Annotated in this window: 14 protein-coding genes and 1 riboswitch; of the genes, 12 read left to right on the top strand and 2 right to left on the bottom strand. The window is 64.9% G+C overall.

The window, feature by feature from the left end; genetic code table 11:
* Positions 1-69: 69 nt before the first annotated feature.
* Positions 70-669 carry a hypothetical protein gene (locus CFR71_RS11380; RefSeq protein ID WP_110531181.1) on the bottom strand — a complete coding sequence of 200 codons (600 nt, stop codon included), beginning with the start codon at positions 667-669 and terminating at the stop codon, positions 70-72.
* Positions 669-1,991 carry a carotenoid oxygenase family protein gene (locus tag CFR71_RS11375; RefSeq protein ID WP_110531179.1) on the bottom strand — a complete coding sequence of 441 codons (1,323 nt, stop codon included), beginning with the start codon at positions 1,989-1,991 and terminating at the stop codon, positions 669-671. Before CFR71_RS11375 ends, CFR71_RS11380 begins: the two co-directional genes overlap by 1 nt.
* A 111-nt stretch (positions 1,992-2,102) precedes the next feature.
* On the opposite strand from CFR71_RS11375, the gene CFR71_RS11370 reads away from it, so the two are divergent.
* From CFR71_RS11370 to nuoH, 12 genes are all read left to right on the top strand, one after another.
* The gene (locus CFR71_RS11370) at positions 2,103-2,684 is read left to right on the top strand and encodes a TetR/AcrR family transcriptional regulator (RefSeq protein WP_110531177.1); all 582 of its coding nucleotides are present in this window, start codon (positions 2,103-2,105) and stop codon (positions 2,682-2,684) included.
* Positions 2,685-2,736: 52 nt separating this feature from the next.
* Positions 2,737-2,954, top strand: a riboswitch (cobalamin riboswitch).
* A gap of 119 nt (positions 2,955-3,073) precedes the next feature.
* A complete protein-coding gene (locus CFR71_RS11365; RefSeq protein ID WP_110531175.1) occupies positions 3,074-5,173 on the top strand; it encodes a TonB-dependent receptor plug domain-containing protein in 2,100 nt (699 codons plus the stop codon).
* Between the two features lies 1 nt (position 5,174).
* The gene (locus CFR71_RS11360; RefSeq protein ID WP_110531173.1) at positions 5,175-6,020 is read left to right on the top strand and encodes an ABC transporter substrate-binding protein; all 846 of its coding nucleotides are present in this window, start codon (positions 5,175-5,177) and stop codon (positions 6,018-6,020) included.
* The gene (locus tag CFR71_RS11355; protein WP_207781375.1) at positions 6,017-7,024 is read left to right on the top strand and encodes a FecCD family ABC transporter permease; all 1,008 of its coding nucleotides are present in this window, start codon (positions 6,017-6,019) and stop codon (positions 7,022-7,024) included. The genes CFR71_RS11360 and CFR71_RS11355 overlap by 4 nt, the downstream gene beginning before the upstream one ends.
* On the top strand, positions 7,021-7,779 hold the full coding sequence (locus CFR71_RS11350; protein WP_110531171.1) for an ABC transporter ATP-binding protein: 759 nt from the start codon (positions 7,021-7,023) through the stop codon (positions 7,777-7,779). Before CFR71_RS11355 ends, CFR71_RS11350 begins: the two co-directional genes overlap by 4 nt.
* 494 nt (positions 7,780-8,273) lie before the next feature.
* Positions 8,274-8,699 (top strand): NADH-quinone oxidoreductase subunit A, encoded by a 426-nt coding sequence (locus CFR71_RS11345; RefSeq protein ID WP_110531169.1) that lies wholly within the window; start codon positions 8,274-8,276, stop codon positions 8,697-8,699.
* Positions 8,696-9,331, top strand: a complete 636-nt coding sequence (locus CFR71_RS11340; RefSeq protein WP_110531167.1) for an NADH-quinone oxidoreductase subunit B — start codon at positions 8,696-8,698, stop codon at positions 9,329-9,331. Before CFR71_RS11345 ends, CFR71_RS11340 begins: the two co-directional genes overlap by 4 nt.
* Positions 9,332-9,335: 4 nt before the next feature.
* Positions 9,336-11,102 carry an NADH-quinone oxidoreductase subunit C/D gene (gene nuoC / locus CFR71_RS11335; protein ID WP_110531231.1) on the top strand — a complete coding sequence of 589 codons (1,767 nt, stop codon included), beginning with the start codon at positions 9,336-9,338 and terminating at the stop codon, positions 11,100-11,102.
* A complete protein-coding gene (nuoE, locus tag CFR71_RS11330; protein ID WP_110531165.1) occupies positions 11,089-11,580 on the top strand; it encodes an NADH-quinone oxidoreductase subunit NuoE in 492 nt (163 codons plus the stop codon). The genes nuoC and nuoE overlap by 14 nt, the downstream gene beginning before the upstream one ends.
* On the top strand, positions 11,577-12,884 hold the full coding sequence (gene nuoF / locus CFR71_RS11325; protein ID WP_110531163.1) for an NADH-quinone oxidoreductase subunit NuoF: 1,308 nt from the start codon (positions 11,577-11,579) through the stop codon (positions 12,882-12,884). The genes nuoE and nuoF overlap by 4 nt, the downstream gene beginning before the upstream one ends.
* Entirely contained in the window at positions 12,881-15,631 is a 2,751-nt protein-coding gene (gene nuoG / locus CFR71_RS11320; protein WP_110531161.1) for an NADH-quinone oxidoreductase subunit NuoG, read from the top strand. The genes nuoF and nuoG overlap by 4 nt, the downstream gene beginning before the upstream one ends.
* Positions 15,628-16,584, top strand: coding sequence for an NADH-quinone oxidoreductase subunit NuoH (nuoH, locus tag CFR71_RS11315; protein ID WP_110531159.1), 957 nt, complete (start codon positions 15,628-15,630; stop codon positions 16,582-16,584). The genes nuoG and nuoH overlap by 4 nt, the downstream gene beginning before the upstream one ends.
* Positions 16,585-16,604 lie beyond the last annotated feature (20 nt).

Here is a 16,604-nt window from a genome sequence, read left to right as displayed (position 1 = left end):
ACTTCCCGCGTCCCCGTCAACCGGCGGCCCGGATCGCACGGCCCATGGGATGGGGCGCGGCAGGATCCCTCATGCCCCCTGCCGGAAAACCCCCATGCGCCGGCACAGGCGAAAGACATCCGCCCCCCTCTGGCCCAGCAGGATCATCGCCACCAGGCTGCCCGTTCCCAGCGTGCCGCGTATCGCAAGGGCGCGTTCGGGCGTCAGGTAAACCGCCATCCACAGATATGCCATGGCCTTGAGCATGAAATAGCCGGACCACAACAGGGTAAAGGCGCGAAAGAAGGCCAGCAGGCCGACCCGGTCCGATGAAATGGGCATGCCCTGCCGTTCCTCCACGATTGTCTGGACAATCGATTTCCGTCCAAAGGCGCCCAAAGCAAAGGCCGCGGCGAGGACAATGTTGGTGAACACAGATTCGTAACGGAACAGGAAAGGCGTCGCGCACGACAGGTCAACCACGCCCAGCACAAGGGCCAGGCCATTTGAAAGGACCCACAGGCGCGGCATGCCGAGATGACCGCGAACCCGGCGCATGGCATCGAACGCCACGAACGCGACCGTGGCGGCGATCGCAAGGCGCGTGCGCCCCATGCTGGCAAGGACGGCAAAGATGATGATCCCGCCCGCCTCCATCAACAGGGGGACAATACCGCCACGCGCCTGCATCAGGCGATCCCCCGGCCGGGATGGGCATCGGGAATGAAATTGCCATGAAAACCATCGGGGACGCGCTGCGGCAGGATGACAGTTGCCACGGGGCCGTCCACGATATGACCGGCATCGAAGACCACCAGCCGCGATGTCCGCCAGTCGGGACGCCACGCCACTGCCAGCAGCCATCCCTCGTCCCGGGCGGCATCGGGGGCACGCGGGACGAATACCGGCTCACTGACCGACGCATCGGTGCCGAAATCGAACCCGTCCCCCTCCCCGCTTTCGGCATCCATGCGGGTGATCGCGTGAAAACTTCCCGCGCCGCCTCCCGGCGCACGGCTGGCCAGATAGAACCGCGCGTGGCGCGACCCGGCAAAACGTTCGTCAATCCGGGGGAATTCGCCCGTCACGTCCGGCAACGCCGTCACGCGCGCCTCGCCCGGGCCATCGAGCGGAACGCTCCAGCGTTGCGGGCGGACGCCAGCGCAGGAACAGGGTGCGCCATCGCCGCGCGGAAACAGCGGCGGTTCGTCATACACCAGAAGATCAAGGAACAGGCGGCCACCCTCTTCCCACGCATTGACGATATGAAAGGCATAGCCGGGGGGCGCATCGAACCATCGGACGTCCCGCCCGTCCCCGCCACGACGCAATAGCGCAAGCCTGCCGCCAAGTTCGGGTTGCCATGCAAACCCGAACCCCGAACGGTCCGTCCGGTCCGCCCTTCCCACCAGCGCAAGGACCGGCAGAAGCACATGATCCGGCGTTACGGCCATGTCGTGTATCATGCTGCAGAACGGTGCCCTGATGCGCGTTTCCCATGTCAGCCGCCCCGATGGCGCCAGCGTGCCGCAGCGGATGGCGTCCGACCACGGACCATCCGCCGCGTAACCGAAGAACACCAGTTCCCCCGTATGGGGATCATGCTTCGGATGGGCGGTAAAGGGGGCCGTCCCCACATGCCATGCGGCCGGCATCGGGCCGGTCGCGCCGGGGGGTGGATGTGGGTGTGGGTCGAACATGACCGGCGCATGCGCCTCCTCCAGCGCCATCATCCGCCCGCCATGACGGATGATGTTCGTGTTCGCCTTGCCCAGCAGGCGTGCCTGCCCGGCCGGCACCACCCAGCGGTTCCGGTAGGACGCCCCGCCCGGCCCCAGCGTCATGGCATGGACCATCCCGTCCCCCAGGAACCAGTGCGCGTCCCCGCCGGGAAAACGTGGATTGGGACCGTTGCGGTACAGGGTTCCAGAAAGGCCCGGCGGCAGGACGCCCCTGATTTCAAGCCCCTCCGCTGTCAGTTCGCGTGTGACGGATATCCGGTTTTCAGTCATGGCGGCCCCGATTCTTTACACCGTAAAGACTGAAGCGCGGAACATCCCTCGTCAAGCAGAAATATACAGTGTAAAGTCTGGGATGGAGGATATCCCAGGACGCACATGACCATGAAGCCCGCCCCCTCGCCCAAGTCCCCCTATCACCATGGCGGCCTGCCCGCCGCCCTGCTGCAATCCGCCCGCCATCTGCTGGAGAAACGGGGGATCGGCGCGCTGGGGCTGCGGGCCATCACGCGCCATGCGGGCGTATCCGCCACGGCCGCGGCGCCGCATTTCGGGAACCTGACAGGACTGCTCAGCACGCTGGCGGCGACGGGATATGACGAACTGGCCGACGCGATGGAGGCGGCGCGGACGCATGGGCCACGCACGGTCGGACTGGCCTATGTGCATTTCGCGCTCGCCAATCCCGGCCTGTTCACCCTGATGTTCCGCAGCGACGCGATAGACCGCGACCATGGGCAGCTGGCCCGTGCCTCCGCCCGGGCCTTTTCCTGCCTTGCCGCGCTGGCGGATGGCGGGCGTGCGGGACCGCCGGGGGCGTCTTCGCGCGCGGCCGTCATGGCGGGATTGTGGGGCAAGGTCCATGGCCTTGCCGTCCTGGCGACCGACGGGCTGCTCTCCCCCCTTGTCGGGACAAAGGACGGCCCCGCCACGCTGGACGCGCTGGTTGCCGCGGCACTGCGGTGATCCCCACCGGATCGCGCGCGATACAATCGGGTTGACAGAAAGGGCGGAGCATACCAGAAGACACGCCGACGGTTCCTTCTTGTCGAAGGAGTAAAAGGGAACGAAGTGCGGATTGCGATCCAATGCTTCGGCTGTCCCCGCAACTGTAAGCGGTATGCCTGCGCATCGCCGGACATCGTGGTCCGGACCACTGGGAATGCATCTTCCCGGGAAGGTCATGCGCAAGGCGACGCCGCAAGCCAGGAGACCTGCCGTCCGCATTTGTTGCAACCGGGAACTGTCGGGCGGGGTGTCCTGACGGTGTGACGTCAGGCGGTGACGGGCAAACCCTGCCTGCATGGCGGCACGCTCTCGTGGCAACGATGACTTGACCGCGAGACCTGATCCTGATGCATATTTTTCGTACCCTCCTGATTACATCGACCACGTTCGTGGCGATGGGAACATGCGTGGCGCAGGCGGATGATTCCGCGAAATCCCGGACCCCGGCCAGACAGGCCCCGAAGCAGTACGTCGTGCGGACCGGGAAATCGAAGGCCGTCATTTCCCCCGGCAACGCGGGGCAGCCCGAACTCATCAGCGTCAGTGCCGCGCGCAGGCCGACGGCCGTCGATGACATCGGCACCAGCATGACCATCATCACCGAACAGCAGATCCAGACGCAGCAGCGTCGCGGGCTGGCCGATATCCTGACGCGCCAGCCGGGACTCAACGTCGTGCAGACCGGCGGCCCGGGTGGAAGCACCTCCATTTTCATGCGCGGCAACAACGCGAACGAGGTCAAGGTCCGCCTTGACGGCATGGACATCAACGATGGCAGTTCCGCCAGCGGCATGTTCGACGCGGGCCAGTTCGTCACCGACGGCATGGGGCGGATCGAGATCCTGCGCGGCCCGCAAAGCGGCCTGTATGGCGCGGACGCCATGGCGGGCGTGATCGACATCACGACCACGCAGGGACAGGGCCGTTTCAAGCCGTTCGTACGTATCGAGGGCGGCAGTTACGGCACGTTCAACCAGACCTTTGGCGCGCGGGGCAGCAAGGGGCGGTTTCATTACAATGTCGAACTGTCCCATTACCGGATGGACGGGTTCAACAACATCCCTACCTATATCGAACGCGCCTATCACGCGGACCGCGCCCAGCGGCATGAAGGCAACCGCAATGACAACCGTGGCGCCAATATCCGGCTGGGCTACGATGTCACGCGCAACCTTGACCTTGGCCTGACGGCGCGCCTGGTACAGGCGAACAATCATTCCTATTCCCTGTATGACCTGCAGAGTGAATCCCTGTACGGGGATTCGGGCGTGCGGGAACAGAACAACCAGAACGAAGCCATCGTCCGGGGGACCGCCCACCTCGTCTCGTTCAAGGGGCTGTTTGATCAGGTCATCGGCCTGGGATACATGACCAACCGCAACCGCTGGACGGAAACGGGCACAAGCTATGGCAGCCCGGTCAACCCCGATCCCGACTATTACCGTTCCAGCCGCCTGAAGGTGGACTGGCACGGCACGTTCAATTTCCGGCAGTATGGACAGCTGCTGATCGGCGCGGAACATTTCCACGATACGTTCAATACCAGCCATACGGCCGCCAGCATGTGGGACAGCGGATACAACACATCCGCCAGCATGGATACGACCGCGGGTTACGGGCAGTACCAGGGCAACTGGAACCATATCCTGTATGGCGCCGCCAATATCCGTTACGATGCCAATTCCCGCTATGGCAACCATGTGACATGGCGCGTCGCGCCCGCGATCCATGTTCCGGGCACCGGCACGATCATCAAGGCCAGCGCGGGGTCGGGTTTTCACGGCCCGTCGCTGTACCAGCTGTTTGCCAACCAGGTTGGCGTCGGGTATTCCGAAAAGGGAAACCCCAACCTGAAGGCCGAGCAGCTGATCGGATACGATGCCGGCGTGGAACAGAAGCTTTTGCATGACCGGCTGAATTTCGGCGCGACATGGTATGATAACCGGGCGCGCAACCTGATCCAGTCCTCCCTTTCGATCGATTCCTCGTACAACTACAACTATTCATATTCCAACGTCGCGCGGGCCAGGATGTACGGGGTGGAGGCGTTCCTGAACTGGAAGGCGCTCAGCACCCTTGAGTTCAATCTCAGCTACACCTGGACGCATGCGCGCGATGAAACGGACAGGACGGAACTGCAGCGCCGTCCCCAGCACAAATTCAATTTCAACACGACATGGAAGCCCATCAAGGATCTGACATTTTCGGGGAACATCCTTTACACAAGCGGATGGCGCGACCTGCCGGTCATCGGAACCGAGACATGCAGCACCTGCGCCAAGGGCCATGGCTATGTGACGATCGACGTCGCGGCCAATTACAGGGTCAACAGGTATGTCTCGGTCTATGCCCGCGCGGACAACCTGCTGAACCGGCAGTATGAAGAACCGATCGGCTACCTCCAGCCCGGACGGGCGGGCTATGGTGGCTTCATGCTGAATTACTGACATGAAACGGGCGGCGTGGGTACTGCTGGCGGGTATCGTGGCGTGTGCCGGGACGGCGCAGGCGCGTGCCCTGCCACGGGTGGCGTCGCTCAACCTCTGCGCCGATCAGCTTGTCCTCATGCTGGCGCAGCCCGAACAGATCGTGGGGCTTAGCCCGCTGTCCCGGGACTGCTGGGATTCCGTGCTGTGCGAACAGGCGCGACATGTGCCCGTCATCCGGCAGAGCGCGGAAAACATCGTCGCCGCCCATCCCGATGTCGTGCTGGGAAGCACCTATACCGCAGCCAGCGCGGCGGTCGCGATGCAGGCCGCGCGGGAAAGCGGCGCGCGGGTTCTCGCGCTGCCGCCGGCAACGGGCCTTGCGGACATCCCGGCCCAGATCATGCAGGTGGCGAACGCCATCGGGGCGCCGGAACGCGGCCGCGCGCTGGCCGAGGCATTCGCTACGCGCCTTGCCGCCCTTTCAATCCCCCGACACCCTGACGACCCGACCGCCGCGATTTATGCCGCCAACGGTTTTGTCACATATGCCGGTTCCCTGCCCGATGACGTGCTGGCGCATGCGGGCCTGCGCAATTACGCCACGGTGGGGAGGCATGCGCAGTCATCGCGGTTTTCCATGGAAGTGCTGATCGCCCGTCCCCCCGACCTGCTGGTCCTTGACCGTTCCGGCGCGGGGAATTCCATGGCGCAGTCGATGCTGGACCATCCGGCATTACGACGCGCCTTCGCCGGTTCCCATCATCTGGATCTGCCGGCCCGCCTGTGGCTGTGCGGCCTGCCCCAGACACTCGACAGCCTTGCCCTGCTGCGCGACGCGCGGCGAAACCTGGAAAAGTCGCCGTGAAACCAGTTTCCGCAAACTTCCTGCTCAATGGCGTGCTTGCGGTGGCGGTGGCCGGCCTGTTCTGCGCCTCCCTCATGTGGGGGGAAACCAGCCTGCCCTTCATGGATGCGTTGGGGGACATGGCGGCGGGCCGGCATACGGCAAACGCGATTATCCTTGGCGAACTCCGCCTGCCGCGCAGCCTGCTTGCGATCATGGTGGGCGGGACACTGGGACTGTCGGGGGCGGCGTTGCAGGGATACCTGCGCAATCCGCTGGCCGATCCCGGGGTCCTGGGCGTATCGGGGGGGGCGGCACTTGGCGCGGTTCTGGTGTTCTATACCGGGCTGATGCAGCTTTCTATCGTGGCGCTCCCGCTGGGGGGGCTGGTCGGGGCGCTGGCGGCGGCGGCCACCCTGATGGGACTGGTGGGACAGGGCGGCACGCTGGTCCTGCTGCTGGCGGGTGCCGCGCTCAGCAGCTTCACGGCCGCGCTGACGGCACTGGCCCTCAACCTGGTGCCCAGCCCCTATGCCTCGTTTGAAATCATGCACTGGCTCATGGGATCGCTGACGGACCGGACATTCACCCATGTGTGGATCAGCCTGCCCGGCGTTATTGTCGGCATTGCCCTGATGTTTTCCGCCGCCCGGGCGCTGGATGCCCTGACACTGGGCGAGGACGTGGCCGAAAGCCTTGGCTTTCGCCTGCGTGGGTCGTGGGGCATCCAGACGCGCATCGTGCTGGGCGCGGCGCTGGCGGTGGGGTCGTGTGTCGCTGTTTCCGGGGCCATCGGGTTTGTCGGACTGGTCGTGCCCCATCTTTTACGGTCCCTGACGGGGCACCAGCCATCGCGCCTTCTGCTGCCTTCGCTGCTGGGTGGAAGCTGCCTGCTGGTACTGGCGGACATGGTGGTGCGTGTCGTGGCGGTGGGGCCGGAACTGCAACTGGGCGTGCTGACGGCGCTGGTGGGGGCGCCCATTTTCTTTGCCCGCGTCATCATGCTGAAACGAAACGCGTCATGATCCTGCTTCAGGCTGAAAGAACCTCGTTCCGGCGTGGCGAACGCAGGGTGGTCGACGCGGCATCGCTGACATTGCGGGCCGGGCGGGTCATGGGCCTGATCGGGCCGAACGGCGCGGGCAAAAGCACGTTCCTGCGCATGCTGGCAGGGCTGTTGCGGCCCGAAAGCGGGCATATCCGCCTTGCCGGTCGCGACATCAGCGAAATCACCGCCCATCAGCGCGCCCGCCAGCTTGCCTTCATACCGCAGGAAGGGCAGAAGCCCCCGCCGATGCCGTTACGTGCCCTCGTGGCACTTGGCCGCCTGCCGCATGGACAGACGGGGGAACGGGCGGCCAGCCACCCGGCGGTCCACGACGCCCTGACGGCCACCGGCCTGCTGGACCTGCGCGATCGTCCCGCCAGCCACCTGTCCGGGGGGGAGCGCGCACGCATGAACCTGGCGCGCGCGCTGGCAACCGCAACCCCCGTCATCCTTGCGGATGAACCCATCGCGGCGCTGGATCCCGCGCATGCCCTGTCAATGATGCACCTGCTCCGCGTGCTGGCGGCGCAGGGCAAGGGAATTATCGTCGTGCTTCATGATCTGGTGCTGGCGGCGCGGTTCTGTGACGAACTGGTGCTGATGGATAACGGGGCCGTCGTGCGGCATGGGCCGCCTGCGGAGGTATTGCGCGATGACCTCATGCGCTCCGTCTATGGCGTTAAGGTCAGGCGGATTGAAAATGCCGTCATTCCCTGGTCGCTGGACAGGTAAGAACGGACGGCGGGGGCCTTATGTAATCCGAACTGCCTGCCTTTACTCCGTTATTTTCCCGCAGAACAAAGACAATCCTGAAATTCCTGACAGGTCATCAGGTTCTTTAAAATGGGTGGGGCAGGTTCAGGGACTGACCCGCGCTTGATGCAATTCCCGGCAAGCGGTTTCCAGATACGGACTTTTTAAAGAACCATAGTCCTATAAGGATTTTTCAAAAATTCCTGAAACAGGATTCTGGCATCCCTCCCCCAGGCAGGAACAACCCGTCCTGTTTAATTGAAAAACCTGCCTGATTGGACCGCAACTTCCCCTTTCGTGCCGCGTATAGGCGACTGGACGCATATTCCGGCATCCCGTACCTCCGCCCGGAATACATCGGGCGATACATGCAGCGTTCCCAAAAACGACGGCCGGTTATCACCCGTCACCGCAGACGGCATTATGAAAATTACCTCCGTTCGGAATAAAAAACAGAAGCGGAACTGTCAGTCATGGAAAACATTCCCGACATGTGGGCGATTTTTACCTATGCTGTCGTCATAGGAATACTTCTGGCCTGCATGCTGGGACTGTCCGCCATCACTGGCACCCGGCGAAGCGGCATGGACATGGGCCGTTCCATGTCCCTACCCTTTGAATCCGGCATCGTGCCCACGGGATCGGCACGCCTGCGGCTACCTGTGCAGTATTACATGGTGGCGATGTTCTTCGTCATATTCGACGTCGAAACGGCCATTCTCATGACATGGGCGACGGTCGTGCGCGAAACGGGATGGGTCGGGTATGCCGCGGCATTCGCCTTTATTGTCTTTCTGGCGGTTTCGCTTGCCTATCTGTGGCGTGCCGGGGCGCTGGACTGGGGGCCGCGCGTTCCCATGCGCCCTGTCGCGGAGATGCGGAAGGATCAGCCGTCATGAACTGGTCCCTTTCTTCCGCCAGTGCCACCGGACGGACGCAGCCCACGCCGGGTTTCAGTGAAACCCTGCGCCGCAACCTGGTCATGGGCCGGTTGCAGGATTTCGTGGCGTGGGGACAGAAGAACTCCATCTGGCCACTGAATTTCGGCCTGTCATGCTGTTACGTCGAAATGGCGACGGCATTCACCAGTCGCTTCGACATTGCCCGCTTCGGGTCCGAAGTCCTGCGCGCCACGCCACGCGAAGCCGACCTGATCGTCATTTCCGGCACCGTATTCGCCAAGATGGCCCCCGTCATCCAGCATCTTTACAACCAGATGCTGGAGCCACGCTGGGTCATTTCCATGGGATCGTGCGCCAATTCGGGTGGCATGTACGACATCTACAGCGTCGTGCAGGGCGTGGACAGCTTCCTGCCGGTGGATGTGTACGTGCCCGGCTGCCCACCCCGTCCCGAAGCGCTGCTGGAGGGGCTGATGCTGCTGCAGAAATCCATCGGCACGCGCCGCAGGCCACTCAGCTGGATGGTGGGACCGCAGGGCGCGGAACCCGTCACGCCACCCAGCCTGCGCGATGAAAAACGCGCCGGGCGTCAGGGCATGCGCGACCTGCGCACGCCCGACGGGATCTGATTTCATGACCGCCCTCCTTTCCCCGGCCCGCGAACCGGGTCTGGCGGGCACGATCGCGGCCCGGCTTCCCGATGGCATCCTCGCCACCCAGCAGACATGCGACGGGGTTCCCACCATCTGGATCGCGGCGGCCGACCTGCGCCCCGCCCTTGCCGCGCTGAAGACAGCGGATGCCGGGTCCCTCATGCTGCTGGACCTGACCGCCATCGATGAACGCGACCGCGCCAATCGCGACGGACAGCCCGCATCCGCGTTCACGATCGTCTATCACCTGATTTCACTCATCACCCGCGCGGATGAAATACGGATCAAGGTGCCCCTTGGCGAAACCGCGCCATCCCTGCCCAGCATCTGTGACCTGTGGCCCAACGCCAACTGGTACGAACGTGAGGTCTGGGACCTGTTTGGCATTGATTTCCATGGCCATCCCTGCCTGCGCCGCATCCTGACCCCGCCCACATGGACCGGCCATCCGCTGCGCAAGGACCATCATGCCCGCGCCACCGAAATGCCGCCCTACAGCCTGACGGAAGAACACGAAGCGCGTGAACAGGACGCCATGCGCTTCGACCCGTCCGCATGGGGCATGCGCCGGCACAGTGAACACAGCGATTTCATGTTCCTCAACCTCGGCCCCAATCATCCCAGCGTGCATGGGGTTTTCCGCATCGCCCTGCAGCTGGAGGGGGAGCGGATCGTCGATGCCGTGCCCGATATCGGCTTTCACCACCGTGGCGCGGAAAAGATGGGGGAGCGCCAGTCATGGCATACCTACATCCCCTATACCGACCGGGTGGACTATCTCGGCGGGGTCATGAACAATTTCCCCTACGTCATGGCGGTCGAGACCCTGGCCGGGATTACCGTGCCGCCCCGCGCGCAGATGATCCGCGTCATGCTGGCGGAACTGTTCCGCATCGCCAGCCACCTCGTCTTCTACGGCACGATGGCGCAGGATGTCGGGCAGCTTTCGCCGGTCTTCTTCATGTTCACCGACCGTGAGCGCGTCTTTGCGATCATCGAGGCGATATGCGGCTTTCGCATGCACCCGGCATGGTTCCGCATCGGCGGGGTGGCCATGGACCTGCCGCAGGGATGGGAAGGACTGATCCGCGAATTCCTCAATGACTTTCCCCGGCGGCTGGACGAATATGACGCGATGGTCATGCGCAATCCCATCTTTCGCGCCCGGACGAAGGGGATCGGCGCCTATACCACGGCAGAGGCCATCGCATGGGGCGTCACCGGGCCGGGGCTGCGCGCCACGGGACGGGCATGGGATTACCGCAGGCATGCGCCCTATGCCTGTTATGACCAGCTTGAATTCGATATCCCAACCGGCGCCAGTGGCGACTGTTACGACCGCATCGCCGTGCATGTCGAGGAAATACGCCAGAGCCTGCGCATCATCCGCCAGTGCGTGGACAACATGCCGGCAGGCCCCGTCAAGGCCGACCATCCCCTGACCACCCCGCCGCCCAGGGCGCGGACGATGCATGATATCGAAACCCTGATCCACCACTTCCTCAACGCAAGCTGGGGACCGGTCATCCCGCCGGGGGAGGCCCGCGCCAGCATAGAGGCCACGAAGGGCGTAAATACCTATTCCCTGATCAGCGATGGCGGGACCACGTCGTACCGCACGCGCATCCGCACGCCATCCTTTGCCCACCTGCAGATGATACCGCTGCTTGGCCGCGGCATCATGATCGCGGACCTGGTCGCGATCCTGGGCAGCATCGATTTCGTGATGGCCGATGTCGACCGCTGAGCCCCCCCTGCCCACGTCCATGCGGACGGAAATCCTTGCCCTTGCGGCGCAGGAACTGCACCCGCGCGGGGCAAGCGTCGCGGCGCTGCGGCTGGTGCAGGACCGCTTTGGCTGGCTCAGCACCGCGCACCTGCGCGAGGTGGCCGCCCTGCTGGGCATGTCGGACGATGACCTGGATGGCATCGCCACCTATTTCAACCTGCTGTTCCGCAGGCCGGTCGGGCGGCATGTCATCATGCTGTGCGACAGCGTTTCATGCTGGATCATGGGGCGCGAACCGCTATGCGCCCATCTGTGCCGGACGCTGGGCATCCGGCCGGGGGAAACCACGGCGGACAACGCCATCACGCTGCTGCCCACGGTCTGCCTGGGACATTGCGACCATGCCCCGGCCATGCTGGTGGATGACACGCTGCATGGCGACGTGGACATGGCGGCCCTCGATCACCTGATCGCCACGCTGAGGGAGACGCCATGACATCCGTTTCCGAACGTCCCCTGACCGCCATGATCGATCCCGCGGCCGGGCCGCCGGACTGTGCTGCGTATGAACGTGCCGGCGGGTGGCAGGCGACGCGCAGGGCGCTTGGCGGCCTTTCGCCTGCCGAAATCATCGACATGGTGACGCGCTCAAAGCTGCGGGGACGCGGGGGGGCGGGCTTTGGCACCGGGCAGAAATGGAGCTTCGTGCCGAAGGAGCCCGCCGCCGAACGCCGCAAATACCTGATCGCCAATGCCGACGAGATGGAACCGGGCACCTTCAAGGACCGCCTGCTGATCGAAGGCAACCCGCTGCAGCTGGTCGAGGGGATGATCCTTGCGGCCTATGCCGTGCAGGCGGGGCATGGCATCGTTTTCCTGCGCGGGGAATACCATCTGGCCCGCGCCCGCCTTCACCACGCGATTGCCGAGGCACGACAGCAGGGGTGGCTGGGCGATGATATCCTTGGCTCCGGCTTCGGTTTCGACATCCATGTCCATTCCAGTGCCGGGCGCTACATCTGTGGCGAGGAAACCGCCCTTCTGACCGCGCTCGAAGGGCGCCGCGCCACCCCGCGCAGCAAGCCGCCCTTTCCCCAGGCCGGCGGCCTGTGGGGCGCGCCAAGCGTGGTGAACAATGTCGAGACGCTGTGCAACCTGCCCCATATCGTCGCCAACGGGCCTGAATGGTTCGCGGGCCTTGGCCTGGGGGAGGACGGGGGCACCAAGATCTATGGCGTCAGCGGCCGCGTGGCGAGGCCGGGCGCATGGGAACTGCCGATCGGCACGCCGCTGCGCCAGATCATCGAGGAACATGCGGGCGGCATGCGCCCCGGATACCAGCTGCGCGCCCTGCTGCCCGGCGGGGCGTCCACCGCGTTCCTTGACGCTGCGGCGCTTGATGTCGCGATGGATTACGGATCGGTGGAAAAGGCGGGCAGCCGGCTTGGGACCGGCATGGCCATCATTCTGGATGACCGGACCTGCCCCATCGGCATGATCCGCAACCTTGAACATTTCTTCGCGCAGGAATCCTGCGGATGGTGCACCCCATGCCGTGACGGGCTGCCGTGGGTGGAACGCCTGCTCGACGCGATCGAGGACGGGACGGGACATGACGAAGACCTGGACCAGCTTGGCCGCCATGCCCGCATGCTGGGCGCGCCGGGCCGGACCTTCTGCGCCCATGCGCCGGGGGCGATGGCGCCGCTTGCCAGTGGGCTGAAGCTTTTTGCCGCCGATTTTGCCGACCACATCCGCCACGGCCGCTGCCCGCAACAACAGGCGGAGACGCGGACATGACCAGCATCCGCATCGATGGACGGGACTGTCCGACGCGCACCGGCATCAACCTGCTGCAGGCCTGTCTGGAGGCAGGGGCCAGCCTGCCCTATTTCTGCTGGCATCCCGAACTCGGCTCCGTCGGGGCGTGCCGCCAGTGCGCCATAAAACAGTTCAGCGGGCCGGACGACACGAAAGGCCGCATCGTGATGGCCTGCATGACGCCCGTCAGCGACAATGCCATCATCTCCGTTGACGATCCGGAAGCCCGGGATTTCCGCGCCAGCGTCATCGAATGGATGATGGTCAATCATCCCCATGACTGTCCCGTGTGCGAGGAAGGCGGCGAATGCCACCTGCAGGACATGACGGTCATGACGGGGCATGACACCCGCCGCTACCGCTTTACGAAACGCACCCACCGCAACCAGGACCTCGGGCCGTTCGTGAAGCATGAAATGAACCGCTGCATCGCCTGCTACCGCTGCGTGCGGTTCTATCGTGATTATGCGGGCGGGGAGGATCTGGCGGCCTTCGCATCGCATGACAACGTGTATTTCGGCCGTGCCGCCGATGGCGCGCTACAGAATGCCTTCAGCGGCAACCTTGTGGAAATCTGCCCGACCGGCGTGTTTACCGACAGGCCGTTTTCCGCCGTCTACAGCCGGAAATGGGACATGCGTGGCGCGCCGTCGGTCTGCGTGCATTGCGCGGTGGGATGCAATACCATCGTCAATGCGCGCGAGGAGACACTCCGCCGCGTCCTCAACCGCTATAACGCCGATGTCAATCGCTACGTGCTGTGCGACCGGGGCCGGTTCGGCCATGGATTTGCCAATGCGCCAACACGTATCCGCACGCCACTGCGCGCCATTGACGGGCGGCAGGTGCCCGTCCCCATGGCCGATGCCATGGCGGCCTTCGCACGCATGGCCGCAACGGGAACGCCAAGGGGACGCATCGTGGGCATCGCCTCCCCCCGCGCGTCGCTCGAGACATGTTTCAGCCTGCATGCGCTGGTGGGGCCGGAACATTTTTCCACCGGCCAGACGCAGCGCGAACAGGTTTGCGCGGAACTGGCCCACGACCTGCTCGCCCGGCATCAGGGCGCCCTTCCCACCCTGCATGAGATGGAAAGCGCCGATGCCGTGCTGGTCCTGGGCGAGGATGTCTGTACCACGGCCCCCCGGCTTGGCCTGTCGCTGCGGCAGTCGGTGCGCCAGCCCTCCTTCCACGCGGCGGACGACGCCAGGGTGCCACGCTGGATGGATGCGGCGGTGCGCACGCTGGGGAGCGAGTGCCCGTCCACCCTGCATGTCCTGACGCCCGCGCCAACCGATCTGGACGGTGTGGCCGCACGGACGCACCGCGCGGCGCCCGACGATATCGCGCGGCTGGGCTTTGCCATCGCCCATGAAATCGATCCCTCCGCCCCGCCGGTCATGGATCTGGCGCCGGACGACGCGCGCCTTGCCACGCAAATCGCGCAGGCGCTGGGGGCCGCGCGAAAGCCGCTGGTTGTCTCGGGCATGCAATACGCCTCCCCCGCGCTGATGCGGGCCGCCGCCAGCATTGCCGCCGCCCTTGCGCGCGCGACCCCCATGGCGGGCCTGTCGCTGGTCCTGCCGGAATGCAACAGCATGGGGCTGGCGATGATGGGGGGCCTGACGCTGGAAACGGTGCTGGAACAGGCACGGGCGGGCGGGATCTCCACCCTGATCATCGTGGAAAATGACCTGACCCGCCGCCTTGACCCGGCGGATGTGACGCAACTTGTGGCGGCCGTTCCCAATATCGTCGTGATCGACCACATCACGACGCCGCTGTGCCCGCAGGCCGGCCTTGTGCTGCCGGCCGCCGCCTTCAGCGAATGCACCGGCACGCTGGTCAGTCAGGAAGGCAGGGCGCAACGCTTTTTCCAGGCGGTCTTTCCCCCTGCCCCCATACAGGCCGCATGGCGCTGGATACGGGCGCTGGCCCGCAGCCCTGACCCGGCCATGGCGCACATGACGGGCCTGACCGGCTGGCGGGATCTTGACGATGTCCTTGCCGCGATGGCGGGGGTGTTTCCCTGCCTTGCCCCGGCGCTGGGGGCCGCGCCGGGGGCGGATTACCGCATGAACGGCCAGAAGCTGCGCAGCCAGACCTATCGCGCCAGCGGGCGAACCGTCATCCGTTCGTACATAACCGTGCGTGACCAACCACCACCCAGCAGCCCCGACACCCCGTTCAGCAGTTCGATGGAGGGGGCATACGGCCCCGACATGCCCGCCGCGCTGGTTCCGGGCTATCAGGCATCGCCATGGAACTCGGTCCAGGCGCTGAACCGTTTCCAGCAGGAAATCGGTGGTCCCATGCGTGGCGGGGCGTCCGGCATCCGGCTGTTGCCCCGCGATGCGGAGGATGGGGCCGGGCCCCATTCCCCCCATGCCTGTGCCACGGATATTCCCGCCCCCCATGCCGCACGGGCGGACAGTGTTCTGGTGCTGCCACAAACGCGCCTGTTCGGCAGCGAGGAGCTGAGCATGCTCTCGCCCCCCGTCATGGCGCGTTCGGCCGCGCCAACGCTGGGCCTGCCGGCCGGCATGGCCGGGTCGGGACACGCGATCCTGCATCTGGGCGACGGGGCGCATGCGCTGCCTGTAGAAGTCGTGCCCGGGCTGCCTGCGGGCGTGGTCCTGTGTCCGGCGCACATGGTCGCGCGGGCCCTGCGTTTCCCCCGCATGGCCCGGCTGGAGATGATACCGGACGAAGGGGAAAGGCCATGACGTATCCATTACTTTGCGCCATTGTCCTGACACCCCTTTTCATCCTTGGCCTCGCCACCGTGCTGACATGGGTCGAACGGCGGCTGCTGGGGTTGTGGCAGGACCGTCACGGTCCCAACCGCGTCGGGCCGGGCGGCATGTTCCAGGCCGTGGCGGACGGGACCAAGATCCTGTTCAAGCAGGACTGGGTGCCGCCTTTTGCCGACCGGGGGGTGTTCATCCTTGCGCCTGCCATCGGCATGATGACGGTGCTGCTGTCCTTTGCCGTCATTCCGGTCACGATACGCGCGGGCATCGCGGGTGACATGAATGTGGGGCTGCTGTTCATCCTCGGCATGATGGGGCTCGGGGTCTATGCCGTCGTGCTGGCCGGCTGGTCATCCAACAGCAAATTCGCGCTCTTGGGCGGCATGCGGGCGGCAGCACAGATGATCAGCTACGAAGTCTTCATGGGGCTTTCCCTGCTGGGCGTGGTCATGATGGCCGGATCGTTCAGCCTGCGCGATATCGTGGTGGCACAGGACGGACTGTGGTTCATCGTCCCGCAATGCGTCGGCTTTGGCGTGTTCATGCTTGCCGGCATCGCGGAGACACACCGCCTGCCCTTTGACCTTCCCGAAGGGGAGAACGAGCTTGGCGCGGGGTTCCACACCGAATATTCGGGCATGAAATTCGGCATGTTCTTCATTGCCGAATATGCGGGGATCGTCCTGGTCTCAAGCCTTGTGACCACGCTGTATCTCGGGGGATGGCGCGGGCCGCTGCTACCGCCCATCGTGTGGTTCGCGCTCAAGACCGCGGGCATGGTGGCGTTCTTCATCCTGCTGCGCGCCAGCCTGCCGCGCCCGCGTTACGACCAGCTGATGGCGCTGGGCTGGAAGGTCCTGCTGCCGCTTTCCCTGTTCAATGTCATGGCGACCGGAACCATCCTCATGCTGCGCGCGTCCTTGTGACACGCCTGATGCAAAGGCAC

The sequence above is a fragment of the Novacetimonas pomaceti genome (assembly GCF_003207955.1).
Taxonomy (GTDB): Bacteria; Pseudomonadota; Alphaproteobacteria; order Acetobacterales; family Acetobacteraceae; genus Novacetimonas; species Novacetimonas pomaceti.
Note: the sequence above shows the minus strand (reverse complement) of the source record. Positions and strands in the feature narration are given on the sequence as shown.